This window comes from Microbacterium memoriense (assembly GCF_025398275.1).
Lineage (GTDB): Bacteria > Actinomycetota > Actinomycetes > Actinomycetales > Microbacteriaceae > Microbacterium > Microbacterium memoriense.
This window is the reverse complement of the sequence record NZ_JAODOR010000004.1, coordinates 256,278-282,472: the sequence shown is the minus strand read 5'-3', so window position 1 is coordinate 282,472 and position 26,195 is coordinate 256,278. Positions and strand designations below refer to the sequence as shown.

Below are 26,195 nucleotides of genomic sequence, written 5' to 3'. Positions count from 1 at the left end.
GTCACGCCGTCTCGCGCTCACGCACGCGCTGTCCGACGACGGCGGAGACGCCGTCCTGCCTCATGGAGACCCCGTACAGCGCGTCAGCGATCTCCATCGTGCGCTTCTGATGCGTGATGACGATCAGCTGACTCGATGCCCGCAATTGCTCGAAGACGCCCAACAGGCGTCCGAGATTCGCGTCGTCGAGGGCGGCCTCCACCTCGTCGAGAATGTAGAACGGACTGGGACGGGCCTTGAAGATCGCCGTGAGCAGCGCCACCGCCGCGAGCGATCGCTCGCCGCCGGAGAGCAGCGAGAGCCGCTCGATCTTCTTGCCGACCGGGCGCACGGACACTTCGATACCGGTCGTCAACGGATGCTCCGGATCGGTGAGCGAGATACTGCCGGTGCCGCCGGGGAAGAGAATCGGGAACACCTCGCCGAAGGCGACGCGGGTGTCTTCGAACGCCGCGAGGAAGATCGTCTGCATCCGCTCATCGAGTTCCTCGATGATCGTCATGAGGTCGGTCCGGGTCTGCACGAGGTCGGCGAGCTGCTCGGTGAGGAACGCGTGCCGCTGCTCCAAAGCGGCGTACTCTTCGAGTGCCAACGGATTGACTCGACCCAGCTGGCCGAGTTTCCGGTCGGCATCCTGGAGTCGGCGCCGTTGCGCGGCGCGGTCGAACGCGACGGGTTCACCCTTGCCGTCATCGGCAGGGACGACCTGATCCGGTCCATATTCCTGAACGAGAATGTTCTCGTCGAGGCCGAGCTCCGAACTGATCCGCTCCCGCAGACTCGTGACATGCAGACGCTTTTCATGCATCTGCAATTCGAGTCCGTGCACGCTCTCCGTCAGCCCGCTGAGCCGCTCGCGGACGCTCACGTCCTGCGCGCGCAACTGGGCGAGTTCGGCCGTGACGGCGGTGCGCGTCTGCTCGGCGAGCTCCAATTCGACGCGCGCCTGCGCGACCGATCGGTCGACGGAGTCCAGGAGCGGCGGCAGAGTCTGCGCGACCTCGGCCGCGATCTCACGCTGGGCCCGCCGGATCACCGAGCGCCGCGCCGCTTCATCCGCCGCCGCACGCTCACGTTCACGCTGCCGCTCGAGCTGGACCACGCGCGCTTCGCCGGCGCGGACACGCTCCTTGAGCGTCTCCACATCGAGCCGCGCGCGCATCTCCGAATCACGCGCCGTTTCCAGCGCCGCGAGCAGCCCCTCCCGCGCCGACGCATCGAGCATGGGGCGGGGCGCTTCCCGCGCCATCGTCAACGCGTCGTCGGCGGCACGCGCCGCGGTCTCCGCTTCGGTCACCGCAGCCTGCGCCTGGCGCACACCGCTCTCGAGGCGCTCGCACTCCGCGACGGCTGCCTCATGCCGCACGGTCGCGCGGTTGACCTGTTCCGCGTGGGCGGCGAGAGCCGCATCATGCTCGCGGAGGCGTGTGAGAGCTTCACGGGTCCGCCGACGCGACTCTTCCCACCCCTGCTGACTGTCGGCGAGAGCCTCGCGGAGCGAATCGACCACGACGGTGATCTCACGGAGCCGATCCAGCGCTCCGTCACGCTCCGCCGCGAGCTCCAGTCGTGACCGACCCGATCCCGACCCCGCGCGCACGGTGAAGGTCGTGACGATCTCCCCCGCGCGAGTGACGAGCGTCACATCGGTCCGACCGCCCGCCGTCAGCCGGTCCCGGGCATCCACTGCCGCCGGCAGGTCATCGACGATCACGACCCGAGCAAGGATGCCCACGATCCCCGGAGGAGCCGACACCACATCTCGCGCACGAGTCGCGCCGACAATGTCAACCGGTGATTCGGTCGAGGCGAGGGCGTCGGCCACAGCGATGTCGATCGTTCCGAGGTCTTCGTCGCGCGCGGCGCGGGCCACCTCGAGCGCCGCCGCGACGTCGTCGACGAGGACACCCTCCGCCAGCGCGCCGAGAGCCGCGGCAATGGCAGGTTCGAATCCGGGCGTCACCTTCACGGCGTCACCGATCAATCCCCGTACGCCCTGTCCGCCGCGCGCGACGACCGCCGCTGCCGCATTGCGGACATCGAGGGCACGGCCGAGCGCGGCGGCCTGCGCCGTGAGCGACTCGACCTCGCGTTCGGCGGCGTGCAGTCGCTCGCGGAGTGCGGCCACCTGCGTCTCGCCGTCGGCGGCGTCGCGTTGCGCTCGTTCGTAGGTGGATGCGTGCTTCGCCGTAGAGCCCTCGGGGACGAGAGACGGATCGACACCCGCGAGCACCGCCTCGGCCTCGGCGCGACGGGTGAGTGCGGCATCCCACGCGCGCTGCTGACGCTCGACGGCACCGCGCACGGCCTCGAGCCGTGATGTCGCCGCGTCCGCGGCCCCGCGAAGCTTACTCAGACGCATGTCGTGCGCGGACACCAGGGCGCTCTGCGCGGCGATGTCCGCGTCCAGTGCGTCGAGTTCCGCCCGCGCGCGGATCACATCCCTCGAAGCCGCTGCCGCGGCATCCTGCGCCGCACCGAGTCCTCCGCCGATCTCGTCGATCTCGGCACGGGCCTCATCGATCGTGCCCTGGCCGACCGTCGCGACTTCGAGCGCGAGCTGGCCGTCGTCTTCCAGAAGAGCAAGCCGTTGACCGGCCAGCGAGTACAGCCCCCGCAAGCGCTCCTGCACCTGCGCGAGGGAGAACGTGACGCTGCGCGCACGATCGACGGCCTCGGAGCGCTGCTGCGTCTCAAGCGTGTCGATACGCACCTTCAGCTGATCGGACTCGTCTTGGAGCACCAGCCTCTCGGTGTGGCGTTCCTGCTCGTTGCGCGCGTGATCGGCCAACTGGGTGCGCAGCGCCACCAGATCGTCGGCGTACAGGCGCGCCTTCGCGTCGCGGACGACAGCCGCAATCGTCGCGGCTTCTCGCGCGATCTCAGCCTGCTTCCCGAGCGGCTTGAGCTGGCGGCGAAGTTCACCGGCAAGGTCGCTGAGACGAGTGAGGTTGGCCTCCATCGCCTCGAGCTTGCGGAGGGTCTTCTCCTTGCGTCGACGATGCTTGAGGATGCCGGCGGCCTCCTCGATGAAGCCGCGCCGATCTTCGGGACTCGCGGCCAAGACGCTGTCGAGGCGACCCTGCCCGACGATCACGTGCATCTCACGGCCCAGTCCGGAGTCACTCAAGAGCTCTTGGACGTCCAGGAGTCGACACGTCTGCCCGTTGATGGCGTACTCGCTCGCACCGTTGCGGAAGAGGGTGCGGCTGATCGTCACTTCGCTGTACTCGATCGGGAGGGCCCCGTCGGCATTGTCGATCGTCAGCTGCACTTCCGCGCGACCGAGCGGGCCCCGCGTCGACGTGCCGGCGAAGATGACGTCCTCCATCTTGCCGCCGCGGAGCGTCTTGGCGCCTTGCTCGCCCATGACCCAGGCGAGAGCATCGACGACGTTGGACTTGCCGGATCCGTTCGGGCCGACGATGCACGTGACGCCCGGTTCCAGGGCGAACGTCGTCGGCTGTGCGAACGACTTGAAGCCCTTGAGCGTCAGGCTCTTCAGGTGCATGCTCGCCTCTCGGATGCGGGTGTCGGCACCCACGCTACCGGCACCCTCTTGACACCGGCGCTCGCCACGCGCTAGCGTCACTTCTCGCGTAGAACGTCGAGAGGAGGTCCCAGACATGATGATGATCACGCCCATCCGTACGACGGGACCCGTCTCCGTCCGCACCAGCGTTTCCTAGCGACGCGCATCGCCTCCGGGCGACGCTCGGCAGCAATCTCCTTGGCGCAGATGCTGCCTCTTCCGCCGCCATCCCGGCGTTCACCGGATCTGCCCGGTACAGCCGCCCGGCTCCGGCATCCGCGCTCCGCCCGGTGATCACTGAGGCGGCTCCGTGCTCTGCATCCATCTTCTTCTCCGAAGGCGCACACCGTGAATACGACCACGTCCGAGACCGCACGGTCCGGGACGCTCCGCCCATCCGACACCCTCCGATTGCCGGGTCGCACCCCGCGCACAGCGCTGCCTGATCGTCTCGCCATGCGCGTAGCCCTCTGGCTCGTGCTCTGGGGAACGCGCCCCGCTCGCCACCGCGCGGGCAATACCGATCCCTGGCTCGATCACCGTCGCGATGTCGACCGTGACGGGCGGGAGCAAGCCTGGCTCGCCCTGGCCCGCCACACGCATCCGTACTGACTCCTCTTCTTCCCAGAAAGGCCCCGCACGCGGGACATCATGAACGCAGACAGTCCGACCACCGCCGCCGCCGTATCGTTTGACCCCATCCCTCTCCCCGCCACGGGGGGTGACGCGCTGTCCGCCGACTTCGAGGACATGACGCGCGTGCGCAACGCCGTCCTCCGCGAGGTCATGGGCTCCGACGTCGACGCCCAGACTCCGGAGGATCTGGCGCCCTTGTTCCTTCCCGACCCCGACGAACTGCGCTACCTGTGGCTCATCCGTCGGGGCGGGGAGGTCATCGGCCGACTCGGCGTCGACATCCCGCAGATCGAGGGATCCCGAACTGCCTTCTGGTTCCTCGACATCCTTGCCGCGCACCACGGGCAGGGAATCGGGACGCGCGTCCACGAGGAGGTCGTCGAACCGACCGCGCGCTCCCACGGACGCAGCGTCTTGCAGACGTGGGCGCAGCACACCGAAGAACCGGGCGAGCGACTGCATTCTCCCGCCGGGCTCGGATCGATCCCCCGTGATCACGCGGCGCGCTTCGGTCTCCGCCACGGCTATACCCTCGCGCAGGTCGAGCGTCGCAGCGAGTTCGATCTGACAACGGGTTTGCCGCACGTGGAAGAGCTCTTCGCCCAGGCGCAGTCCGCCGCCGAGGGATACCGCATCGTGCAGTGGCAGGTCCCGACCCCGGCAGAGTTCGTCGAGGACTACGCGTGGATGAAGTCGCGGATGAGCACCGACGCTCCCGCCGCCGATCTGGAATGGGATGAGGAGCCCTGGGACGCCGACCGCATCGCCCGCCACGACGCGATGCTCGTGCGGGGTGAGGGAGGGCGCGCCCTAGTGACCGCCGCGCAGCACATCGCGACGGGCCGCCTCGTCGCCTTCAACGAGTTGACCATCCAGTCCGACCCGGAGGGGGTCACGTCGCAGGAAGACACGCTCGTCCTCAAGGAGCACCGGGGACATCGCCTGGGGATGCTCGTCAAGTGCGCCGGCCTGCGAGCATGGCCGGCTCTCGCGCCGCGGTCTCGCCGGGTCGTCACATACAACGCCGAGGAGAACCGGCCCATGCTCGACGTGAACGAGACCATCGGGTTCGTCCCGGTGGCCTACGAGGGCGCGTGGAAGAAGGTTCTCGAATGAGCGTGGAGATCACCGCGGTTCCCGTCCCCGCCGACCTCTTGGACGTCGGCGATCACCCCTTCGTGCAGATGGCCACCGTGTTCAATCAGGCCGTGATGTTCGACATCGGGCTGGACCATCTGCGGTGGGAGCCTGCGGAGATGCTTCCCGATTGGCACGACGAGAGCTACCGCATGCACCGCGGGTTCCTCGCTCGTGATGATTCCGGCCGCCCGGTGGGAGCGCTCCAACTCGTCGCACCGTGCGAGGACGGCGCAACCGAGATCGAGTTCGATGTCGCCGTCCTCCCCGACGCCCGCGACGGTCACATCGAGCGGCAGCTTCTGGAGCGGCTCGAGCACGAGGCGCGTGCACTCGGGCGCTCGGCGCTGCAGACCTACTCGATCCACCGGATCGACACCGATCACCAGCGCCTGCCGTCTCCGTCCGGCTTCGGATCCGTGCCGATCGACCACCACACTCGGCTATTCCTGGATGCCGGCTTCACTCTCGCGCAGGTCGAACGCAACAGCAGGCTGGATATGACCGAATCGCACGAGGGAGTGCGGGCCATGCTCGACGAAGCCATTCGGTTCGCCGGGCCCGACTACCGCATTGTGACGTTCTCCCCTCCCACTCCGCCCCTCTTGCGGGAGAGCTTCGCGTTCGTCCTGTCTCGTATGTCCACCGACGTGCCCGCGGGCGGCCTGACGATCACCGAGGAGACCTGGGATGCGGAGCGAGTCGATGTGCGTGACGCGCGCATCGCGGCTGCCGGGCTCACTGTTTCCGTCGCCGCCGTCGAGCACCTCCCGAGCGGGCGGATCGTGGCCTACAACGATCTCGGCATCGGCGCCGACCGGAGCCGTCCGACGTCCCAGTGGGGGACGCTCGTCGTGCGTGGACACCGCGGCCACCGACTGGGAACGATCGTGAAATGCGCGAACATCCTGCGATGGCGCGAACTCGTACCCGAGTCGCCGTTCATCTCCACGTTCAACGCGGAGGAGAATCGGCCGATGCTCGACGTGAACGAGCGGATCGGTTTCACTCCCCTCACCGTCGCGGGGGCGTGGGAGCGACGCCTGTGACGGGACGTGCCCTCACCGCTGCCGCTGGCACTTCGGGCAGTAGTGCGAGCCGCGGTTCATGAAGCTCTCCCGCACGATCGGAGTCCCGCAGCGCGGGCACGGCGCGCCCTGCCGGCCGTACGCGTTCAGCGAATGAGCGAAGTATCCCGCTTGCCCGTTGACGTTGACGTATTGGGCGTCGAAACTGGTTCCGCCCTCGGCGAGGGCCTTCTCGAGCACGGCCCGCACCTCCAGGAGGATGCGGGTGACTGCACTCGACGTCAGTGACGCTGCGGGCGTCTCCGGGTGGATGCGCGCGGCCCACAGGGCCTCATCGGCATAGATGTTGCCGATGCCGCTCGTGACCGTCTGATCCAGGAGGACCCGCTTGATGCCGGATGCCTTTCGCCGCACTCGCGCCGAGAAGGCATCCTCGTCGAACGCAGGATCGAGTGGATCGCGGGCGATATGGGCGACCTGCTGTGGCACCGTCGCCGCGTCTGTTCCCCATCCCCCCGCCGCTCCGTCGGCCGTCGCGACGAGGGCGTCGATCGCGAGCGAGCCGAACGTGCGTTGATCGGCGAACACGATCGCCAGGTCTCCGTGCAGGGGGTGGACGATGTCCAACCGGATGCGTTCGTGTCGCTCCCTCGCGGCGCCCGGAGCGCGCAGCAGCATCTGACCGCTCATCCCCAGATGGACGAGAAGCGACTCGTCCTCCCCCTCGATGGGCAGCCAGAGAAATTTGCCCCGACGAGCGGCACCGACGAATCGGCGACCCGTGAGTGTCGCTTCGAAATGCGATCCGCCGCCGAGATGCCGCGTGAGCGCACGTTGATCGAGCACCGTGACGCCGGTCACGGTGCCCCCCGTGACAGCGGGGTCGAGCCCTGCGCGGACGACCTCGACTTCGGGGAGTTCAGGCACGGTCAGACAGAGCGTGCCAGACGGCGAGGGCCGCGGCCATCTCCGCCTGCTTCTTGCTGGAGCCCACGCCGGAGCGCTCGACCTCGCTGACCGCGACAGTCGCCGTGAACATACGGTTGTGGTCGGGGCCCTCGGCTATCACGGTGTAGACCGGCGGCGACATGCCCAGTTGAGCCGCCCGTTCCTGCAGGCTGGTCTTCGGATCCATCGCCGCCCCGTACCGTTCCGGGTCCGCCATGAGCGGCGCGACGAGACGCAACACGAGCGCGCCGGACGCTTCTGCTCCCGCTGAAAGGAACGCTGCACCGATGACAGCTTCCATCGTGTCGGCGAGGATCGAGTCCTTGTCGCGCCCGCCGGTCTGATCTTCGCCACGTCCGAGGCGGATGTGCGCGCCCAACCCGATCGTGCGCGCCACTTCGGCAAGGGCGACGGTGGACACGACGCTCGCGCGGCGCTTCGCCAGGGAGCCCTCATCCAGGCCCGGATGGGTGGTGAAGAGATGGACGGTGACCGCCTGACCGAGGATCGAATCGCCCAGGAACTCGAGGCGCTCGTTGTGGGCAAGCCCCCCGTTCTCATACGCGTACGACCGGTGTGTCAGCGCAAGCGACAGAAGCTCGGGGTCGATGTCGACCCCGAGCTTGTCGGTGAGCACCGCGTGCTCAGCAGAGATATCCGTCACGGCTGTGCCGCGATGATCAGACGTCGGCGACCTTGCGGCCCTTGTACTCAAGGAACAGCTCGGTGCCCTGCGAGTCGGTGACGACCTTCGCCTGGTGCGGGCGGCTGTAGACGACCTTGCCGTTCTCGACGGTCTTGACGAGCGCGATCGGCTCGGCCTTCCACTGCGCGCGACGCGAACGAGTGTTGGAGCGGGAGACCTTCCGCTTCGGGGGGTTACCTGCCATGGCTAGCTCTTCTCTGTGTTGGAGGTGACGTGGCGCGGGGCCTCGTCCTCTGGGTCTGGGGTGAGGGCCTTTAGCGCGGCCCAGCGCTCGTCGATCGGGATCTCCGGCTCGGCGGTTTCGGTCAACTTGTCGCCCGTGGCCGGATCAAGGCCGGGGCAATCCGGCTGACACACCGGCTGGAACGGAAGCGACAGGACGATCGAATCCCTGACCAGACTTTCAAGATCCACGTGGTCGTCTTGAACGTCGAAGTCCGTCACTTCCTCCCCAGGATACCCGAAGAGTTCCTGAAACTCGACTTCCAGCGGCTGGACGATGTCGATGAGGCACCGACCGCAGACTCCGGCATACTCGGTCGCGATCTCGGCCGTGACCAGAATTCCCTCATGCACCGACTCCAGGCGCACCGAAAGGTCGAGCGGCTCACCCTCCCGGACCGCCACCAATCCTTCGCCCCACTTCTCCGGAGCGTCGATCGTGCTCTCGAACTCGCGCATCTCCCCCGGATGCCCGACGATGTCTCGCACGGGATAGATGAACGGACCGCTCACATGCCTTCTTCTGACCACTACGCCATGTTAGCGTCCGCCGACTGGCGAAGGCCCGGCGCTCCGGGCGTCTCAGCGCTCAGGGCCTGACGCAAGGAATCGGGCGACGGGTCCCGGGACGAACGGCGTCACATCGCCACCGAGTCCGGCGACCTGACGCACGAGCGAGCTCGAGACCAGGGCGTGCGTCGGATCGGGCAGCAGGAAGACGGTCTCGATGTGGGCAAGGTGACGGTTCACGATCGCCATCGGCGTTTCGTACGCGACATCGACTTGCGAGCGGATGCCCTTCACCAGAACACCGGCTCCGACGTCCTCCGCGTAGTCGACGAGCAGACCCATACTCCAGGACGCGACGACCACGTTGCCTTCGATGCCCTCTTCCGCGATCGACTGCTCCAACAGCGTGAGTCGTTGAGCGATGGGCAACATGGCCTCTTTGCCGGGATTGTGCACGACCAGCACGTGGAGCTCGTCATAGAGCGCCGCCGCGCGTCGGATCACATCGAGGTGTCCGAGTGTCGGAGGGTCGAACGAACCGGGAACCACGGCAATGCGGTTGCTCATGCGTCCATCCTAGTTTTTGGCGAGGGCAGCGCGCTCCTGCTGACCGACGCGGCGGCTGATGGATGCGGCGAGCCCGGGATGGCTCATGAGCGCCGGGTCGTCTGAGAGCACGCGCTCGGCAGCCGCCCGGGCCACAGCGATGAGATCGGCGTCGGTGACGACGCGGAGCAGGCGCAGCGACGAGCGAACACCCGACTGCGCGTCGCCGAGGACATCGCCCTCGCCGCGCAGCTCGAGGTCGACTTCGGCCAGCGCGAATCCGTCGGTGGTCGATGCGACCGCTTCGACGCGCGAACGGGCCGGCGTGCCTGCCTGCGCTTCGGTCACGAGAAGGCAGATGCCGGGAACCGCACCCCGACCGACGCGTCCTCGCAACTGATGCAACTGCGAGACGCCGAACCGGTCGGCTTCGAGGATCACCATCGCCGACGCGTTCGCGACGTCGACGCCGACCTCGACGACGGTCGTCGCGACAAGGACGTCGATCTCGCCTCGGGCGAAGGCCTGCATCGTGGTGTCCTTCTGATCACCCGGCATCTTGCCGTGGAGCATTTCGACGCGGATGCCCGCATAGGCCGGATGATCGGCCAGCAACGCATGGACCTGCACGACACCCCACCGCGTACGTTCTTGCTCCCCTTCGAGCACCGGCGCATCGGGACCCGGTTCGACCCCCGCCTTCGTCGTCGCCTCCGCGTCGATCGCGGCGCACACGATGAAGGCCTGATGGCCTTCGGCGGCTTCTTCGGCGACACGCTCCCACACTCGCCCGAACCACGCGGGCTTCTCCGCAAGCGGTGCGACATGAGTCGTGATGCCCGCGCGGCCGCCGGGGAGCGAGCGGATCGTCGACACATCGAGATCACCGAACACCGTCATCGCCACGGTACGCGGAATCGGGGTCGCCGTCAGCACCAGCACGTGGGGTGCGGTGCCCTTGGCGCGGAGGCTCTCGCGCTGCTCGACGCCGAACCGGTGCTGTTCGTCGACGACCACGAGCCCCAGGTCGGCGAATGTCGTCGACTCGCTCAACAGGGCGTGGGTGCCCACGACGATCCGCGCCTGCCCGGCGGCGACACGCAGGGCGGCCTTACGTCGCTCCGCGGCGGGCTGCTGACCGGTGAGGAGGGTCGGCATGAGTTCCGGTGCGAGCTGAGGTCCCAGCATCCTCGCGATCGAGCGCAGATGCTGGCCCGCGAGCACTTCCGTCGGCGCGATCAGCGCGCTCTGCCCCCCGGACTGCGCGACCTGCAGCATCGCGCGGAGCGCAACGAGGGTCTTCCCCGATCCCACCTCGCCCTGCACGAGGCGGTTCATCGGCCACTCCCCCTCGAGATCGGCCGCGACGCGCTCTCCGACGACCGCCTGATCGGGCGTCAATGCGAACGGCAGTGCGGCGTCGAACCGGGCCAGGACATCGCCCGCGGGACGGCTGGTCGCCGCCATCGCGCGCACGAATTGGCGCTGTTGCAGGAGGGCCGCTTGCAGAACGAAGGCTTCGTGCATGCGCAGGGTGTCGCGGGCCGGCTCGATCTGCTCGGGAAGATCAGGGCGGTGAATTCGCTCGATCGCGGTGCGGGCATCCAACAGACCGTGCGCACGGCGGAACTCGTCCGGGAGCGGATCGGGGACCTCTCCGAGCACGTCGAGGACGACTTTCATCGTCTGGGCGATCTGCCAACTGGTGACGGTGCTGGTGGCCGGATAGATCGGAATCGGCTCGTTCTGGTGCGCGACGGCGGTGAGTCGGGCAGCATCCTCATCATCGAAGAGCTGGTAGTCGGGATGCGCGAACTGCAGGTGTCCCTTGAACGCGCCGACCTTGCCGGAGAAGATGCCCTGCCGACCGACGACCAGTTCGTTCTGGCGCCACGGCTGATTGAAGAACGTGAGACTGAGCACTCCCGCTCCATCGCTGATGACGACTTCCAGCAGCATGCCTTTGCGCTGACGCATCGGTCGGGTCGAGACGCTGCGGACCTCGGCCACGATCGTGACCTGCTCCCCCAGCGGCAGCGAGGCGATCGGGGTCAACTCGCCCCGTCTCGCGTAGCGGCGCGGGTAGTGGTCGACCAGGTCGCCGACGGTCGCCATGCCGAAGGCCCGCGACAGAGCGGTCGCGGTCTTGCCGCCCACGACACCCTCCAGGCGTGTCTCCAGGGTCACGGCGGGCATGTGACGAGTCTAGGGACGTAGGGTGACAAGGTGATCCGCCGAACTCTCGCCCGTGTGTACTGGGCCCTCAGTCGCTGGCAGCTGCGCACCGAGCCGGCCCCCACGCGCCCCACGATCCTCATCGGCGCACCCCACACGTCGAACTGGGACTTCGTGCTGATGCTCGCGATCTCGTGGCGGTTGGGGATTCCCATCCGCTGGCTCGGAAAGGAGAGCCTCTTCGCCGGGTGGCGCGGACCGATCATGCGCGGACTCGGCGGGATCGCGGTGGATCGCGCGGACGCCGGACAGGTTGTCTCCGAGGTCGTCGCGGGCGTCCACGCGGGCGACGTCTTCGGGCTCGTCGTGACCCCGGACGGCACCCGCGGAGGCAACACGCACTGGAAGAGCGGCTTCTACCGGATCGCCCGAGAGACCGGCATGCCGGTCACCCTCGGCTACGTGGATCGCACGACGATGACGAGCGGTCTGGGGCCGACGATCGAACTGACCGGAGACGTCGCGGGCGATATGGACCGCATCCGCGCCTTCTACGCTGACAAGGCGGGCCTGCGTCCCCACCTGCGCACGGAGCCGCGCCTCCGCGACGAGAGCACTGCACGGCCGTGACCAGGATCATTGCCGGGCGTGCCGGGTCGTTGACTCTCGTCGTTCCGGATGCCGGGACGCGCCCGACGAGCGACCGCGTGCGCGAGTCACTGTTCGGCGCCCTGGAGTCCGCGGACCTGATTCAGGATGCCGGCGTCCTCGATCTCTACGCAGGATCCGGTGCGCTCGCGCTCGAGGCGGTCAGCCGCGGTGCGGTGCAGGCCGACCTCGTGGAGAAGTCGCCACGAGCTGCTGGCGTGGCCGACCGCAACGCGCGCGCCGTGGGCCGTGCGGTACCGGATGCCACAATCCGCGTACATCGGACGAGTGCCGATGCGTTCCTGCGAAGCACGACGATCGGGTTCGATCTGGTCTTCCTGGATCCGCCCTACGACATCTCGGACAGCGACATCGCCGCGACGCTTACGCTCCTGCGTCCGCGATTGCGCGCGGGCGCCGCCGTGATCATCGAACGGTCATCACGGTCTCCCGAGCCCGTGATGCCCCCCGGGCTCACGATCGAGCGGTCGAAGACCTACGGCGACACGACACTCTGGTGGGCGTTCGCCGACTGACTCAGCCCCGGTGCGCGTCCCAGTCGCGGTAGGGATCCCAGCCACCGCGCCCGGAAGCCGGGATGCCCCCCACGGTGACGGCGGCATCTCCGGGACCCGCCACCACACCGAGCCGGACGAACCCGTCGGGGATTCGCACGGTCGGCGGGAAGCACGCCAACAGCGCGTGGTCTTCGCCGCCGCGCAACGCATGATCATCCAACGGTCCGTCGAACGCGATCGTGACATGCGAGGCCTCCGCCATGCGCGTCGCATCGAGCAGAAGGCCGTCCGAGACATCCATGAGTGCGCTCGCGCCGGCGCGCGCAGCGACCGGTCCCAGGCCGATCGGTGGGTTCGGGCGCAGCTGGGCGTCGAGGTCCGCGCGCTCCGTCGCGTCGAGCAAAGCCGCATCCACCGCCAGCGGAGTCCCGTCAGGCGTCCGGAAGCGGTCGAACAGGATCGCGAGACCTCGCGCCGCCGCACCGAGCTCACCCACGACGGCGACGACGTCGCCGGGGCGCGCCCCCGAGCGCAACACCGGCGCCAAGCCGTCCAACACGCCCACCGCGGTCACCGCGATCGTGAGCGTGTCGGAGGCCGTCAGATCGCCGCCCTCGATGGCGCACCCCGGCGCGAGCCGGTCGCACGCCGCCCGGAGCCCGCGGGCGAGCTCGTCGACGAAGGCGACGGGGAGCGCATCGGGCAGTGCGAGCGCGACGAGCAAGGCCGTCGGCCGCGCGCCCATCGCGGCGACATCGGCGAGGTTCACGGCTGCGGCCTTGACCCCCAGGTCATATCCCGTCGACCAGGCCAGGCGGAAGTCCGGACCGTGCACGAGCGTGTCCGTCGTCAGGACGACCCGACCGTCCGGGACCGCGAGGACGGCGGCATCGTCACCGGGACCGACCTCCGCTTGCGATGCATCGCCGACGGCGGCGAGGATGCGGGCCAGGAGCGCCCGCTCGGACAGGTCACCCACGGTCTGCTCGCGCTCGGTCTCCATGCCTCCACGGTAGCCTGGACAGGTGTTCCGACTGCGCGCCTCCGTGCCCCTCCTGGCCGCCGCCGTCCTCGCGGCGAGTCTCACCGGCTGCAGCACGACCGTCGCGATGACGCCGGCATCCGAGTCGAATGATCCGGGTTGCGCGGCCGTGACGGTCAGGCTCCCGGACAGCGTCGACGGCCAGTCGCGCCGGTGGACGGACGCACAGGCCACGGGTGCCTGGGGAACACCGACGACGGTGCTCCTGACGTGCGGCGTGGCCGCCCCCGGGCCCTCCACTCTCCCGTGCCAGAGCGCGGGTGGTGTCGACTGGCTCATCGACGACTCCGAGGCGCCGAACTATCGGTTCACGAGCTTCGGGCGCACCCCCGCGGTCGAGGTCTACCTGGACTACGACGTGGTGAGTGCCCGGACCGTGCTGGATGCTCTCGGAACGGCCGTGCAGCAGCTTCCCGCGGACGGCAGCATCTGCACGGAGCGCCCCACGAGCTGACGGGGAGTCAGCGCACGTCCGCGAGATCGATCAACTCGCTGAGGAGCTCTTCGTACGTCATACCGGAGGCGATCCAGCACGTCGGGAACATCGAGATCGGAGTGAAGCCCGGCATCGTGTTGACCTCGTTGACGAAGAATTCCGTGCCGGTGAAGAAGAAGTCGACGCGGGCGAGGCCTTCGCCGCCGACAGCCTCGAACGCGCGTGCCGCGATGCGTTGCATCTCCGCGAGTTCGCCGTCGCCGAGGTCCGCGGGGCACACGAGGTCGATGCCGGCGGCACCCTGATACTTCGCGTCGAAATCGTAGAAGTCACGTCCCGTGATCACGATCTCGCCCGCCACGCTGACCCGGGGGGCTCCCCCGTCGCGCCCGGCGAGCACGCCGCACTCGACCTCGCGTCCGGTCACCGCCTGCTCGACCAGCACCGTCCGGTCTTCGGCGAATGCGGTCGCCAGCGCGGCGTCGAGCTCACTCCAGTCCGAGACTTTCGAGACACCGACACTCGATCCGGCGCGCGCGGGCTTGACGAAGACCGGCAGCCCGAGCGCGCGGATGCGGCGCTCCCACAACTCGCGGTCACGGCCGAGGCCGCGCTGCGTCACGGTGACCCAGGGGACGACCGGAACCCCCGCCGAGCGCAGGATGCTCTTGGTCGTGTGCTTGTCCATCCCGATTGCGGACATCAGCAGCCCGGCTCCGACATAGGGAAGGTCCAGCAGCTCCAGGAAACCCTGGATCGTGCCGTCCTCGCCGAAGCGGCCGTGCAAGATCGGGAAGACCACGTCGATGTCTCCCAGGGAGCGCACGCCGTCGGCGTCCGCGACCTTGATCTCCCGTGAACACGCCGAGTCAGGCCAGATGATCCGGGTGTCGTTGTCGCTCACTTCCGGCAGGTGTCCGGGGGCCAACGCGAACTTGTCCGGATCGTCGTCCTCCAGAATGAAGGCTCCGTCACGGGTGATCCCGATCGGGATCACGTCGAACCGCTCGCGATCAATCGCGCGCAGTACGCCCCCGGCCGTTGCGGAACTGATCGAGTGTTCGCTGGAGCGACCGCCGAAGAGCACCGCCACCGCCATCTTGTCCATTCTGGGTCCTCTCGCCCTTGGGCTTGTCGTCCGTCGTCAGGTGCGGTGCGATGTCACGCGGATTCATCGTGCCGTCCAGCACCATCTTCACCTGCTCGACGATGGGCATGTGCACCCCCGCCTCGCGCGCGAGCTGCAGGATCGGCGCGACGGATGCCAGGCCCTCTGCCGTCTGGTTCATCTGCTTGACGACATCCTGGAAGCTGTAGCCCTGCCCGAGCAGACGCCCGGCCGTGTTGTTGCGACTGAGCGGCGATTGGCAGGTCGCGATCAGGTCGCCGAGCCCGGCGAGTCCCTGGAGGGTTTCGGGCTGCGCGCCTTGGGCGACCGCGAAGTCGGTCATCTCGACGAGGCCGCGCGTGATGATGGATGCTTTCGTGTTCTCGCCGTACCCGACCCCGTCGACGATGCCGATCGCGACGGCGATGAGGTTCTTCAGCACGCCGCCGAACTCGGTACCGATGACATCGGTGTTGACGAACGTCCGGAAGTACGCGTTCCGGGAACGGAGTGCGACGGCTTCGGCCGTCTCCCGGCTCGTCGAGGAGATGACGGCCGCCGTCGGCTGCTCACGGGCGATCTCGAGCGCGAGGTTGGGGCCGGACGCGACCGCGATGCGTGCGGGATCGCAGTGCAGTTCTTGCTCGATGACCTGACTCATCCGCAGGCCGGTGCGCTTCTCCACGCCCTTCATGAGCGAAATGATCGGCGCGTCCGACTGGGCGACGAGGGGCCGTACCGCCTTGAGATTCTGCCTGAGGGCTTGACTGGAGATCGCCAGATAGATCTGGCTGGCACCGTCGAGCGCTTCGGACAGGTGCGTCGTCGCCGACATCGTGCGTGGGAGGTTGATTCCCGGAAGGTACTCGCTGTTGCGCTTGCCTTCCTGGATCTCCTGGGCGAGCTCGGCGCGGCGCGCCCACATCACGACGTGTGCGCCACCGTCGGCGAGCACCTTGCCGAATGTCGTGCCCCAGCTTCCGGCACCGATGACAGCGACCCGCGGCAGCGCGGAATCGGCTCTACGGTTCAAGGCGACCCGTTTCCTTCTGTCCGTGCGCAGACGGATTCCATCGCTCGGCCGGTGGGGTGAGCCCGCGGAGTTCGCCGAGCAGAGCCGACACGTCCGCCATGACGACGTCGGTCGCGGCCACGAGTTTCGCCGGTCCCGTCGTTCCCCGGAAGGCGGACAGATCGCTCGCGGGGCCGAGACGCACCTGCACGCGCTTTCGGGGCGGCCAGAAGCGCAGCTTGCCGTAGCGGGGCATGATCCGATCGACGCCCCACGTCGCGACCGGGATCACCGGGATGTCGCCGGCGACCGCCAGGCGCACGGCGCCTGTCTTCCCGCGCATCGGCCACATGTCGGGGTCCCGGGTGAGCGTGCCCTCGGGGTAGACGATGACCCCGCGCCCGTGCTCCACGAGAGATTCGGACTGCTTGAGAGTCTGCTTCGCCGCCGCGGCCGAGGATGACCGTGCGACCGGGACCATGCCCGTGGCGCGCAACGCCCATCCCAGGACCGGGACGCGGAACAGGCTTTCTTTTGCCATGAACCGGGGCGCGCGCCCCAGCCGCCACGTTGCGACGGCGATGATCAGCGGGTCGAACTCGCTGTAGTGGTTGGGGGCCAGGACATACGGTCCTTCGACGGGAAGGTGTTCCGCGCCCGTGATCTCGATCTTCGCGAACCAGCCCGTCACCGGGACGACGACCGCCGCGAGTGGCCAGAACACCGTCGGCCGGGACTTCTCGGGCGAGATCTGTCGGCGTGGAGACTTCGACACTCCGGTCACCCGACGACGTCGAAGTCGGCGCCGACGTCGGTCAGCTTGTCGAGGAACTTCTCGTATCCGCGGCGGATGATGTCGACGTTGCGCACCGTGGAGGTGCCTTCCGCCGTCAGTGCGGCGATCACGTAGGAGTACCCTCCGCGGAGATCGGGAACGACGACATCGGCGCCGTGCAGAGGCGTCGGGCCGTTGATGACGGCGGCCTGCTCGAGTTCGCGGCGCGGCACGCGACGATCGGCGCTCGCGATGCCCTCCGGGTGCACGACGATGTCGGCGCCCATCTGGACGAGCGCTCGCGTGAAGCCCAAGCGGTTCTCGTACACCGTCTCGTGGACGATCGAGGTGCCCTCGGCCTGCGTGAGCGCGACGATCAGCGGCTGCTGCCAGTCCGTCATGAATCCGGGGTGCACATCGGTCTCGACGACGACCGGCTTGAGCGGGCCACCCCGACGGAAGCGGATGCCGTCCTCCGCGATGTCGAAGTCGCCACCGGCTTTGCGGAAGACGTTGAGAAAGGTGAGCATCTCCTGCTGCTTCGCGCCCCCGACGAAAATGTCGCCGTCGGTGGCGAGCGCCGCGCAGGCCCAGGATGCTGCTTCGTTCCGGTCGAAGATGCACCGGTGGTCGTAGCCACGAAGCGAATCGACGCCCTCGATGAAGATGACCCGGTTGGGCTCGTAGGAGATGATCGCGCCCATTTTCTGCAGGACGGCGATGAGATCCATGATCTCGGGCTCGATCGCGGCGTTGCGCAGTTCCGTCGTGCCCTTCGCGCGGACGGCCGTGAGCAGGACCTGTTCGGTTGCGCCGACGCTCGGGTACGGGAGCTCGATGTCGGCCCCGGTCAGTCCCTCCGCCGGCGCGGAGAGGCGAATGCCGCTCGGGAGCTTCTCGACGGTCGCGCCGAACGCACGCAGCGCATCGAGGTGGAAGTCGATCGGGCGATCGCCGATCCGGCATCCACCGAGGTCGGGGATGAAGGCCTGACCCAGAAGGTGCAGCAACGGCCCACAGAACAGGATCGGGATGCGGGATGCCCCCGCGTGCGCGTCGATTTCCTCGAAGTGCGCCGACACGGCGCCGCTCGGGTCGAGCCGCAGCACACCCTCGCCGTCGTCTTCGACTGTCACACCGTGCACCTCGAGCAACGAGCGCACGACGTGCACGTCGCTGATGTCGGGGACATCGCGCAACACACTCTCGGTACCGCCGAGGAGTGCGGCGACCATCGCCTTGGTGGCGAGGTTCTTCGCGCCCTTGACCTCGACACGCCCGGTGAGCGGACGCCCGCCACGGATCGTGAGCGCTTGACCGGGCGACACGTTGCCGCCCGAGCCGGGCTGGGGCGATGCCGACTCGCTGAGAAGGGTATTCATCGAGGGAACCTCACTTGTTACTCGAGGATGCAGCCAGCGACGCCCCAGGGTGTGGGGCGTGCTTCGGGCTACGGAACGGGGATCGTCCGTGGTCGCCACGCCTCACGGCGCGCCTCGAACTGCGCGATCTTGTCTTCGTTGCGCAGAGTGAGCCCGATGTCATCGAGCCCTTCGAGGAGCCGCCACCTAGTGTAATCGTCGATCTCGAAACCGACCCGGAGATCGCCGATGACGGCGGTGCGCTCCTGCAGATCGACGGTCATCGCCACACCCGGTTGCGCCTGGATCGCTGCCCAGATCGCCTCGATGTCGGCCTCGGCCACGACGCCCGTGACGAGTCCCTGTTTTCCGGCGTTGCCACGGAAGATGTCGGCGAACTTCGGACTCAGCACGACGTGGAAACCGAAGTCGCGGAGCGCCCAAACGGCGTGCTCGCGGCTGGAGCCGGTGCCGAAGTCGGGCCCGGCGACCAAGATCGACGCGCCCTGATAGGCAGGCTGATTGAGGATGAACTCGGGATCCTGACGCCAGTTCGCGAACAACGCATCGTCGAAGCCGGTCTTCGTGACCCGCTTGAGGTAGACGGCCGGGATGATCTGATCCGTGTCGACCGCCGAACGTGTCAACGGCGCGGCAATCCCGGTGTGGGTGTGGAACTTCTCCATGTCAAGCCTCCACTCGCTGGATCGCAGGCACATCGCTCGGGCTGGCCAGGTGGCCCAGAACGGCCGTCGCGGCGGCGACGAGCGGTGACACGAGATGCGTGCGGCCGCCCTTGCCTTGACGCCCCTCGAAGTTCCGGTTGCTCGTCGACGCGCACCGCTCACCGGGTGCGAGCTGATCGGGGTTCATCCCGAGACACATCGAGCACCCCGCGAAACGCCACTCGGCACCGAAGTCGGTGAACACCTTGTCCAGGCCCTCGGCTTCGGCTTCCAGGCGCACGCGTGCGGAGCCGGGGACGACCATGACGCGAACGCCGTCGGCCTTCGTGCGACCTTGGACGATCGATGCGAACTGACGAAGGTCCTCGATGCGGCTGTTCGTGCACGAACCCATGAACACGGCATCCACCGGCACGTCTTTCAGTGGCGTTCCGGCAGTCAGGTCCATGTAGGCGAGGGCCCGCTCCGCGGCAGCGCGCTCGTTGGGATCGGCGAAGGATGCCGGGTCGGGGACGACGTCACTCAGCGACACGCCCTGACCGGGGTTGGTCCCCCACGTCACGAACGGCTCGAGCTCCGCGGCATCCAGGAACACCTCGGCGTTGTACACCGCGCCGTCATCGGACGGCAGGGTCCGCCAATAGGCGACCGCCTCGTCCCAGTCCGCGCCCTGCGGAGCGTGCGGCTTGTCCTTCACGTACGCGAACGTCGTCTCATCAGGAGCGATCATGCCGGCGCGAGCGCCCGCTTCGATCGCCATATTGCAGATCGTCATGCGGCCCTCCATCGAGAGAGACCGGATGGCGGAGCCGCGGAACTCGAGCACGTAGCCCTGACCGCCGTTCGCCCCGATCTTCGCGATGATCGCGAGGATGATGTCTTTCGCGCTCACGCCGGGCGCGAGCTCGCCCTCGACCGTGATCGCCATCGTCTTGAAGGGCTTGAGCGGCAGCGTCTGGGTCGCCATGACATGCTCGACCTCGCTCGTCCCGATCCCGAAGGCCATCGCTCCGAACGCGCCGTGCGTCGACGTGTGCGAGTCGCCGCACACCACCGTGATGCCGGGCATGGTGAGACCCAGCTGGGGACCGACGACGTGCACGATCCCCTGCTCCTTGTCGCCCAGCGAGTGCAGGCGCACGCCGAACTCCTCCGCGTTGCGCCGCAGCGTCTCGATCTGGGTGCGACTGGTGAGGTCGGCGATCGGCTTGTCGATTGCCAGGGTGGGCGTGTTGTGGTCCTCGGTCGCGATCGTCAGATCCACGCGGCGCAGGGGGCGACCCTCCGCGCGGAGACCATCGAACGCCTGGGGGCTCGTGACCTCGTGGACCAGGTGGAGGTCGATGTAGATGAGGTCGGGCTGACCGTCTTCGCCCTTGACGACGAGGTGGTCATCCCAGACCTTTTCGGCCAGGGTGCGGGGATGCTCGGAAATGGGAGTGCTCATGATGTCTCGTTCTTGTCGACGTCGGATGTGCCCGCGAAGGACTCCGCGACGAGAGTGGGCTCAGAGCGAGATCTCGTCGCGGCCGCTAAGGAGAAGTCGAGCGATCCGCACGAACGTCACATTACCACCGCGGCGCGGACACCCGTGCGGTGCCTCCACGAGGCGCCGCGCTCTTCGGACCTGCGCGATCTCCGCAGAAATGCGCGAACTCCGCACTCGATGGCGCCATCGGATGCGGAGTTCGCGGCATTCTGCGGTGATCGTGACCCGCGCGGGGGCGGGTCGGATCACGCAGGATGACGTCGGTTCAGCGCGGATCGGTCGGGGGCTGTTCGACGGTCGGCGGCGTGCCCTTCTCGTCAGCGACCTTCTCGGCTGCCGTGACCGGTGTCTTCTCCGGCGCGGCCTCGGCGTCGATCCGTCCGGCGGTGACCGGAGCGGCCTTCCGCTCACGCGACGACGCGATGAGGCTCGCGACGGTCGCGACGACCATGGACGCGATGATGACGCCGAGCGACATCCAGGTGGAGATCTCCGGAGCCCATTCGATGTGCTCGCCGCCGTTGATGAACGGCAGTTCGTTCTCGTGCATCGCGTGGAAGACGAGCTTGACACCGATGAAGGCGAGGATGAATGCGATGCCGTAGTGCAGGTACTTGAGGCGGTCGAGCAGGTCGCCCAGAAGGAAGTACAGCTGGCGGAGGCCCATCAGCGCGAACAGGTTCGCGGTGAAGACGATGAACGGACTCTGGGTGATGCCGAAGATCGCGGGAATCGAGTCGAGCGCGAACAGCAGGTCTGTCATGCCGATCGCGGCGAACACGATGATCATCGGGGTGAACATCTTCTTGCCGTTCACCACGGTGCGCACCTTCGCACCGTCGTACTCGTCGGAGATGTCGACCGTGCGGCGCAGGAGGCGCACGATGAAGCTCTCCTGCTTGACGTCGGAGTCGTGATCGCCGCCGGGGAACGCCTGACGCCACGCGGTGAAGACGAGGAACGCACCGAAGATGTAGAAGACCCAGCTGAACTGCTCGATGATCGCGGCGCCGGCGAGGATGAAGAGGCCACGCAGGATCAGCGCGATGATGATGCCCACCATCAGCACCTCCTGCTGATAGCGCCGCGGGACCGAGAACTGGCTCATGATCAGCACGAAGACGAACAGGTTGTCGATCGACAGGCTGTACTCCGTCAACCAACCCGCGACGAACTGGCCGGCGTACTCACCGCCGGCGAAGTACCACATCAGACCGGCGAAGATCAGCGCGAGCGTGACGTAGAACACGACCCACAGGGTCGATTCGCGGGTGGAGGGGATGTGCGGACGCTTGAGGATCAACAACAGGTCGGCGACGAGGATGAGCGTCAGCACGACGAGCGAGCCGATCTCAAACCAGATGGGGAGCTCCATGCGGGCCTTTCGGAGGGATGGACGAATCGTCGAAAGTCTCTCCCCCGCAGAATGCGGCGCGCACCCGGAGCCTCGACTGCAAGACCCGTATTGACGGATGCGCGAGAACGGGATACTCCCTCTCGCTCGCACAAGAATACAGTCCCCACCAGGCGGTACCGTCCATCTGAGACGATCACCGTCCGGTCGACACTCTTCTCACAGGGAGGATGATTCTCCCCGGACGACAAGGACACGATGAGCGACACGGCGACGCACGGCGATGCAGAACTGGTCGCCGCCGCGGCGGCGGGCAGCGAGCATGCCTTCCGCCAGTTGTACCGCGCCTACGTACGCCCGGTCTTCTGGCTGGCGCACGGGCTTCTCGGATCACGCACGGATGCCGAGGACGTGGCGCAGGAGACGTTCCTGGCCGCGTGGCGCAAACTGCCGGAGCTCGACCTCGTCAGCGATTCCCTGCTCCCGTGGCTCGTCACGATCTGCCGCTTCCAGTGCGCCAACCGCATCCGGCGTCAACAGCGCGACCGCGCCCACCTGACGACGGCGGCGGAAGAGGCCATACCCGCGGCCGTGGACATCGAAGCGCAGGTGATCGACGCGGCCCTGGTGGAACGGATTCTTCACGAGGTGGGATCGCTCGGTGTGCTCGACCAGCAGATCTTCCGGCTGTGCGCCGCCGAGGGCTACGCCTATCAAGCCGCAGCCGATCAGCTCGGTGTGAGCCATGGCGTCGTCCGCAATCGTCTGTCCCGCATCCGCACGCAACTGCGGAACACGATCGAACCGGAGGGGACATGAACACCGACGAAGTGACACTACCGACGTTGAGCGATGCACGTGTCGAAGAGATGGAGACGGCCGTCTTCGCACGGATCGCCGACGAACGGGGCGAGGAGCGTGCCCGCATCGAACGTGCACGCGTGCGCGCCGTCCGTCGCGGACGATGGTGGATGGGCGGGGCTGCGGCGGTCGCCGTGATCGCTGTCGCCGCCGTGATCGCACCGCTCGTGCTCTCAGGCATCCAGGGATCGACCGGAGCTGCGGGCTCGGCTCACTCGGCGGCCGTCGCACCGGCATCCGCACCCCAGATGGGCGGGTCGTCACTCACCGATATCGCCGAAAGCTCGGGCGATATGGCCGGGACGGAGGCCGGCACCGGCGGCGCGGAACGAGAAATCGCCGTTTCCGCTTCCGCGACCGTCGAGGTCGACGATGCGCCCTCTGCAGCCGCGTCGATCGGTGAGGCGGCTGTCCTGGCCGGTGGGTATGTCGAAACGATGAGCATCGGCTCGTCGGCACCGATGGACCCCGCAGTCTCCACCGACGTCTACGCGCCGATGCCGACGGGCACATGGATCACCGTGCGCGTGCCGTCGGATCAGCTCGCCACAACACTGTCGGGCTTGACCGACCTCGGAACGGTCACCTCGTCGCAGATCGACCGACGGGATGTCACGACGGAAGCTGTCGACCTTCGCGCACGCGTCGCGGCACTGGAAGCGTCGGTCGCCCGACTCACCGAGCTCATGGCGCAGAGCGCGTCGACCGCCGACCTGATCGCGGCGGAGTCGGCTCTCTCGCAGCGCCAATCGGAGCTCGACTCGCTGCGTCAGCAGCTGACGTGGCTCGAGGGTCAGGTCGACATGTCGAGTGCGATGATCACGCTCACCGAACCGACACCGGTCGTTGTGGCCGACCCCGCCGGTTTCGGCGACGGGGTCACGGCCGGCTGGTCGGGACTTGTCGCGACGGTGAACGGGATCGTCATCGCGATCGGTTTCCTCCTCCCCTGGCTCGCCGTAGCGGCGCTCGCCGGCAGCCTCATCTGGGCGGTGCGTCGCGCCGTGCGCCGACGGCGATCGCGGAGCGCGAGCTCGTCACCTGCCGAGGAGTGATCGGCTACCGTGTTGCGGCCGTCGGCGAAAGGTCGGGGGACGTACGGATGCCGAACTCGTTCCGCAGGGCGCTCTGCGCGGCGTGCCACCCGGCGAGACCGTGCACGCCCGGCCCCGGGGCGGTCGAGGCCGACGCCAGATACACGCCGGGAATCGGCGTGCGCCACGGGTCGGTGCGCACGACAGGCCGTGCGAACAGCTGGCCGAGCGTCGGTGCGCCGCTGGATATGTCTCCTCCGATGTGGTTCGGATTGACGTGCTCCATCCCGACCGCCGTGCGCGACGACACCGCGAGGATCGTGTCGCGGAAACCTGGCGCGAATCGCTCGATCTGATTGATGACCGCCTCCCTGCGGTCCACGGGGCTTCCCGCGGGGACGTGCGTGTAGGACCACAGGGTGTGCCGGCCGGCGGGAGCACGCGTCGGATCGAACGCCGATGGTTGCGCCACCAGGACGTACGGGCGCTCCGGATGCCCGCCTCGCAGAACCTCCCGCTCCGCGGCGACCATCTCTGCGCGCGTGCCGCCCAGATGAACTGTGCCGGCCCGGCGGAGGTCGGCGTCGGCCCAGGGCACCGGCTCGCCGAGGGCGAAGTCGACTTTGGCGACTCCCGCGCCGTAGCGGAACCGCTCCATCGCCTGCCGATACCGGGCCGGCATGAGCGGCCCGGCCAACCGGACGAAGGCGCGCGGCGTGACATCGAGCAGAATCGCGCGTGCGCGTGGAACCGCGGCGAGGTCGGCGACCTCATGGTCGCTCACGATCTCACCGCCGTGCGCCTCGAGGTCGGCGACCATGGCCGCGATGATGGCGCCGCTGCCACCGATCGGCACGGGCCAGCCCTCCGCATGTGCGTAGGCGGTCAAGACGAGGCCCGCGCCCGCGGCAGCGATACTCGGTTGAGGCAGAAGCGTGTGCGCGCTCGCGCCGGTGAGGAGAGCGGGCGCCGCGGCGTCTCGGAAACGCAGGCCCCACCCACGGCTCCCCTGCTCGAGCGCACGCGCCGCCAAGACACCGGCAGCGACCAGATCCCGGGGAATGCGCAGGAGCGAGCCACCCGTGAGGGCGGCGATCCCGCCTGTCCGATCGACGAGAGGACGGAGCAGCCGCGCATACGTGGCACCATCGCGGCCGAGCCGGTCGGCGGTCCGCTCCACGTCGCGGTACGCGATCGCGGAGTGGCCGGGAACGAGGGGTTGTGCGAACGACACGTCGGGCGTGACGAAGCGCACACGATCGCGGAGACCGAACTCGCGGAAGAAGTGGGATGCGAACGCCAACGGATGGATTGCGGCTCCGACATCGTGGTGAAACCCCGGGAGCGTCAGCTCGCGCGTCGCTGCACCGCCGCCGGGCCACCCAGCCCGCTCGTACACCCGCACGCGCAGACCGGCGCGCGCCGCCGTGACCGCCGCCGCGAGGCCGTTGGGGCCGGCGCCCACGACGATGACATCAATCTGCGCGTTTCTCCGGGATGCCATGCGGTCTCCCTTGCCCCTGCGTACATTCCGGATACGGAAGAAGCCCCGACCATTCGGTCGAGGCTTCTTCGTGTTGTGACCCCAGCGGGATTCGAACCCGCGTTACCGCCGTGAGAGGGCAGCGTACTAGGCCGCTATACGATGGGGCCATTTCCTTCGAAAGCTCCGAAGGCAACCGTTCGATTATGCCATGCTCCTCCGGTCTCAGCAAAATCGCCGCCGATCCTTGCCGACTGACGCGCGGCGGCGTTGACTGGAGCGCATGCGCGTCACAAAGCACGAACATGCCTGCCTCCGCCTCGAGCTGGAGAATCGGACCCTGCTGATCGATCCCGGTTCGTTCACGCTCCCCCTTGCTGATCTTCGCCATGTGGTGGCCGTGGTGCTCACGCACGAGCATCCAGATCATTGGACCGCCGAGCATCTTTCACGTATCCGCCAGCAGTTCCCCGAGGTGCCGGTGTATGCGCCGGCGGGTGTGGCGGCCGCGGCCGCGGGTGAGGAGATCCACCTCGTCGCACCGGGCGAGACCGTCACCGCCGGACCCTTCACCCTGAGCTTCTTCGGCGGGCGTCACAACGTCATCCACGAATCGATTCCCGTCGTCGACAACGTCGGCGTCCTCGTCAACGAGACCTTCTACTACCCGGGGGACTCGTATGCGCTACCCGGCTCGTCGAAGATCGATCTCCTGGCGGCACCGGTCGGCGCACCGTGGTTGAAAATCGGCGAGGCGATGGACTTCGTTCTCGCTGTCGCCCCGCGGCGCGCCTTCGCGACTCACGACATGACCCTGTCGCGGGTCGGCCTGGACATGGGCCGCGCCCGGATCCGCTGGGCCGTCGAGCAGGGCGCTGGCGAGTTCGTCGCCCTCGAACCGGGTGAGAGCACCGACCTGTAGCGCACACGCGGATGCCGCATCCCGAG

The 26,195-nt window shown here is 67.9% G+C and carries 25 protein-coding genes and 1 tRNA gene; 9 read left to right on the top strand and 17 right to left on the bottom strand.

The genetic code is table 11. The features are described from left to right. Position 1: 1 nt before the first annotated feature. A complete protein-coding gene (smc, locus tag N4R40_RS04075; protein WP_261606218.1) occupies positions 2-3,511 on the bottom strand; it encodes a chromosome segregation protein SMC in 3,510 nt (1,169 codons plus the stop codon). Positions 3,512-3,880: 369 nt separating this feature from the next. On the opposite strand from smc, the gene N4R40_RS04070 reads away from it, so the two are divergent. Genes N4R40_RS04070 through N4R40_RS04060 form a run of 3 tightly spaced genes read left to right on the top strand, consistent with a single transcriptional unit; the run spans position 3,881 to position 6,354 of the window. Further along, positions 3,881-4,144, top strand: a complete 264-nt coding sequence (locus tag N4R40_RS04070) for a hypothetical protein (protein ID WP_261606078.1) — start codon at positions 3,881-3,883, stop codon at positions 4,142-4,144. A 39-nt stretch (positions 4,145-4,183) separates the two neighbouring features. Continuing rightward, the gene (locus N4R40_RS04065; protein ID WP_261606077.1) at positions 4,184-5,284 is read left to right on the top strand and encodes a GNAT family N-acetyltransferase; all 1,101 of its coding nucleotides are present in this window, start codon (positions 4,184-4,186) and stop codon (positions 5,282-5,284) included. Further along, positions 5,281-6,354 (top strand): GNAT family N-acetyltransferase, encoded by a 1,074-nt coding sequence (locus N4R40_RS04060; RefSeq protein WP_261606076.1) that lies wholly within the window; start codon positions 5,281-5,283, stop codon positions 6,352-6,354. The genes N4R40_RS04065 and N4R40_RS04060 overlap by 4 nt, the downstream gene beginning before the upstream one ends. Positions 6,355-6,366: 12 nt before the next feature. Here N4R40_RS04060 and mutM read toward each other — a convergent pair whose 3' ends face one another. The 6 genes from mutM to N4R40_RS04030 all read right to left on the bottom strand — a co-directional run bounded on the left by mutM (position 6,367) and on the right by N4R40_RS04030 (position 11,461). Beyond that, on the bottom strand, positions 6,367-7,260 hold the full coding sequence (mutM, locus tag N4R40_RS04055; protein WP_261606075.1) for a bifunctional DNA-formamidopyrimidine glycosylase/DNA-(apurinic or apyrimidinic site) lyase: 894 nt from the start codon (positions 7,258-7,260) through the stop codon (positions 6,367-6,369). Beyond that, positions 7,253-7,945 carry a ribonuclease III gene (rnc, locus tag N4R40_RS04050; RefSeq protein ID WP_261606074.1) on the bottom strand — a complete coding sequence of 231 codons (693 nt, stop codon included), beginning with the start codon at positions 7,943-7,945 and terminating at the stop codon, positions 7,253-7,255. Before rnc ends, mutM begins: the two co-directional genes overlap by 8 nt. 16 nt (positions 7,946-7,961) lie before the next feature. Further along, on the bottom strand, positions 7,962-8,171 hold the full coding sequence (gene rpmF / locus N4R40_RS04045) for a 50S ribosomal protein L32 (protein WP_100810879.1): 210 nt from the start codon (positions 8,169-8,171) through the stop codon (positions 7,962-7,964). Between the two features lie 2 nt (positions 8,172-8,173). Continuing rightward, a complete protein-coding gene (locus N4R40_RS04040) occupies positions 8,174-8,722 on the bottom strand; it encodes a YceD family protein (RefSeq protein ID WP_261606073.1) in 549 nt (182 codons plus the stop codon). 69 nt (positions 8,723-8,791) lie between these two features. Further along, complete coding sequence (coaD, locus tag N4R40_RS04035; protein WP_261606072.1) at positions 8,792-9,286, bottom strand: pantetheine-phosphate adenylyltransferase; 495 nt, start codon at positions 9,284-9,286, stop codon at positions 8,792-8,794. Positions 9,287-9,295: 9 nt separating this feature from the next. Next, a complete protein-coding gene (locus N4R40_RS04030) occupies positions 9,296-11,461 on the bottom strand; it encodes an ATP-dependent DNA helicase RecG (RefSeq protein ID WP_261606071.1) in 2,166 nt (721 codons plus the stop codon). 30 nt (positions 11,462-11,491) lie between these two features. Here N4R40_RS04030 and N4R40_RS04025 point away from each other — a divergent pair, with 30 nt between their 5' ends. Next, on the top strand, positions 11,492-12,070 hold the full coding sequence (locus tag N4R40_RS04025) for a 1-acyl-sn-glycerol-3-phosphate acyltransferase (RefSeq protein WP_261606070.1): 579 nt from the start codon (positions 11,492-11,494) through the stop codon (positions 12,068-12,070). Beyond that, positions 12,067-12,624: a 16S rRNA (guanine(966)-N(2))-methyltransferase RsmD gene (rsmD, locus tag N4R40_RS04020; protein ID WP_261606069.1), complete on the top strand. Its 558-nt coding sequence runs from the start codon at positions 12,067-12,069 to the stop codon at positions 12,622-12,624. The genes N4R40_RS04025 and rsmD overlap by 4 nt, the downstream gene beginning before the upstream one ends. A 1-nt stretch (position 12,625) precedes the next feature. On the opposite strand, the gene thiL is transcribed toward rsmD, so the two are convergent. Beyond that, entirely contained in the window at positions 12,626-13,609 is a 984-nt protein-coding gene (thiL, locus tag N4R40_RS04015; RefSeq protein WP_261606068.1) for a thiamine-phosphate kinase, read from the bottom strand. Positions 13,610-13,631: 22 nt separating this feature from the next. Between thiL and N4R40_RS04010 the strand changes: the two genes are divergently transcribed. After that, a complete protein-coding gene (locus N4R40_RS04010) occupies positions 13,632-14,102 on the top strand; it encodes a DUF3515 domain-containing protein (protein ID WP_261606067.1) in 471 nt (156 codons plus the stop codon). A 7-nt stretch (positions 14,103-14,109) separates the two neighbouring features. Here N4R40_RS04010 and N4R40_RS04005 read toward each other — a convergent pair whose 3' ends face one another. The 7 genes from N4R40_RS04005 to N4R40_RS03975 form a co-directional block, all read right to left on the bottom strand. Continuing rightward, positions 14,110-15,192, bottom strand: a complete 1,083-nt coding sequence (locus N4R40_RS04005) for a D-alanine--D-alanine ligase family protein (RefSeq protein ID WP_261606066.1) — start codon at positions 15,190-15,192, stop codon at positions 14,110-14,112. Further along, positions 15,098-16,225: an NAD(P)H-dependent glycerol-3-phosphate dehydrogenase gene (locus tag N4R40_RS04000; protein ID WP_261606065.1), complete on the bottom strand. Its 1,128-nt coding sequence runs from the start codon at positions 16,223-16,225 to the stop codon at positions 15,098-15,100. The genes N4R40_RS04005 and N4R40_RS04000 overlap by 95 nt, the downstream gene beginning before the upstream one ends. Beyond that, positions 16,215-16,979 (bottom strand): lysophospholipid acyltransferase family protein, encoded by a 765-nt coding sequence (locus N4R40_RS03995; protein WP_407665826.1) that lies wholly within the window; start codon positions 16,977-16,979, stop codon positions 16,215-16,217. Before N4R40_RS03995 ends, N4R40_RS04000 begins: the two co-directional genes overlap by 11 nt. A gap of 5 nt (positions 16,980-16,984) precedes the next feature. Further along, complete coding sequence (murA, locus tag N4R40_RS03990) at positions 16,985-18,361, bottom strand: UDP-N-acetylglucosamine 1-carboxyvinyltransferase (RefSeq protein WP_261606063.1); 1,377 nt, start codon at positions 18,359-18,361, stop codon at positions 16,985-16,987. A gap of 68 nt (positions 18,362-18,429) precedes the next feature. Then, positions 18,430-19,026: a 3-isopropylmalate dehydratase small subunit gene (gene leuD / locus N4R40_RS03985; RefSeq protein ID WP_261606062.1), complete on the bottom strand. Its 597-nt coding sequence runs from the start codon at positions 19,024-19,026 to the stop codon at positions 18,430-18,432. 1 nt (position 19,027) lies between these two features. Next, positions 19,028-20,473, bottom strand: a complete 1,446-nt coding sequence (gene leuC, locus N4R40_RS03980; RefSeq protein ID WP_261606061.1) for a 3-isopropylmalate dehydratase large subunit — start codon at positions 20,471-20,473, stop codon at positions 19,028-19,030. A gap of 307 nt (positions 20,474-20,780) precedes the next feature. Continuing rightward, positions 20,781-21,890, bottom strand: coding sequence for a TerC family protein (locus N4R40_RS03975; RefSeq protein ID WP_261606060.1), 1,110 nt, complete (start codon positions 21,888-21,890; stop codon positions 20,781-20,783). Between the two features lie 237 nt (positions 21,891-22,127). Between N4R40_RS03975 and N4R40_RS03970 the strand changes: the two genes are divergently transcribed. Further along, on the top strand, positions 22,128-22,688 hold the full coding sequence (locus N4R40_RS03970) for an RNA polymerase sigma factor (RefSeq protein WP_261606059.1): 561 nt from the start codon (positions 22,128-22,130) through the stop codon (positions 22,686-22,688). A 26-nt stretch (positions 22,689-22,714) separates the two neighbouring features. After that, positions 22,715-23,785, top strand: coding sequence for a DUF4349 domain-containing protein (locus tag N4R40_RS03965; RefSeq protein WP_261606058.1), 1,071 nt, complete (start codon positions 22,715-22,717; stop codon positions 23,783-23,785). A 4-nt stretch (positions 23,786-23,789) separates the two neighbouring features. Here N4R40_RS03965 and N4R40_RS03960 read toward each other — a convergent pair whose 3' ends face one another. Beyond that, positions 23,790-25,268, bottom strand: coding sequence for a phytoene desaturase family protein (locus N4R40_RS03960; protein ID WP_261606057.1), 1,479 nt, complete (start codon positions 25,266-25,268; stop codon positions 23,790-23,792). Positions 25,269-25,344: 76 nt separating this feature from the next. Next, a tRNA-Glu gene (locus tag N4R40_RS03955) sits at positions 25,345-25,417 on the bottom strand. A gap of 113 nt (positions 25,418-25,530) precedes the next feature. Here N4R40_RS03955 and N4R40_RS03950 point away from each other — a divergent pair. Beyond that, positions 25,531-26,169 (top strand): MBL fold metallo-hydrolase, encoded by a 639-nt coding sequence (locus N4R40_RS03950; RefSeq protein ID WP_261606056.1) that lies wholly within the window; start codon positions 25,531-25,533, stop codon positions 26,167-26,169. Positions 26,170-26,195 lie beyond the last annotated feature (26 nt).

Bases quoted from the DNA above. Each gene is read 5' to 3' on its own strand.
- leuD (WP_261606062.1), bottom strand. From the start codon at position 19,026: ATGGAGAAGTTCCACACCCACACCGGGATTGCCGCGCCGTTGACACGT.
- rpmF (WP_100810879.1), bottom strand. From the start codon at position 8,171: ATGGCAGGTAACCCCCCGAAGCGGAAGGTCTCCCGCTCCAACACTCGT.
- murA (WP_261606063.1), bottom strand. From the start codon at position 18,361: ATGAATACCCTTCTCAGCGAGTCGGCATCGCCCCAGCCCGGCTCGGGC.
- N4R40_RS04065 (WP_261606077.1), top strand. From the start codon at position 4,184: ATGAACGCAGACAGTCCGACCACCGCCGCCGCCGTATCGTTTGACCCC.
- N4R40_RS03960 (WP_261606057.1), bottom strand. From the start codon at position 25,268: ATGGCATCCCGGAGAAACGCGCAGATTGATGTCATCGTCGTGGGCGCC.
- N4R40_RS03950 (WP_261606056.1), top strand. From the start codon at position 25,531: ATGCGCGTCACAAAGCACGAACATGCCTGCCTCCGCCTCGAGCTGGAG.
- N4R40_RS04005 (WP_261606066.1), bottom strand. From the start codon at position 15,192: ATGGACAAGATGGCGGTGGCGGTGCTCTTCGGCGGTCGCTCCAGCGAA.
- N4R40_RS04060 (WP_261606076.1), top strand. From the start codon at position 5,281: ATGAGCGTGGAGATCACCGCGGTTCCCGTCCCCGCCGACCTCTTGGAC.
- smc (WP_261606218.1), bottom strand. From the start codon at position 3,511: ATGCACCTGAAGAGCCTGACGCTCAAGGGCTTCAAGTCGTTCGCACAG.
- N4R40_RS03975 (WP_261606060.1), bottom strand. From the start codon at position 21,890: ATGGAGCTCCCCATCTGGTTTGAGATCGGCTCGCTCGTCGTGCTGACG.
- N4R40_RS04030 (WP_261606071.1), bottom strand. From the start codon at position 11,461: ATGCCCGCCGTGACCCTGGAGACACGCCTGGAGGGTGTCGTGGGCGGC.
- thiL (WP_261606068.1), bottom strand. From the start codon at position 13,609: ATGGAGACCGAGCGCGAGCAGACCGTGGGTGACCTGTCCGAGCGGGCG.
- N4R40_RS03970 (WP_261606059.1), top strand. From the start codon at position 22,128: ATGAGCGACACGGCGACGCACGGCGATGCAGAACTGGTCGCCGCCGCG.
- coaD (WP_261606072.1), bottom strand. From the start codon at position 9,286: ATGAGCAACCGCATTGCCGTGGTTCCCGGTTCGTTCGACCCTCCGACA.
- leuC (WP_261606061.1), bottom strand. From the start codon at position 20,473: ATGAGCACTCCCATTTCCGAGCATCCCCGCACCCTGGCCGAAAAGGTC.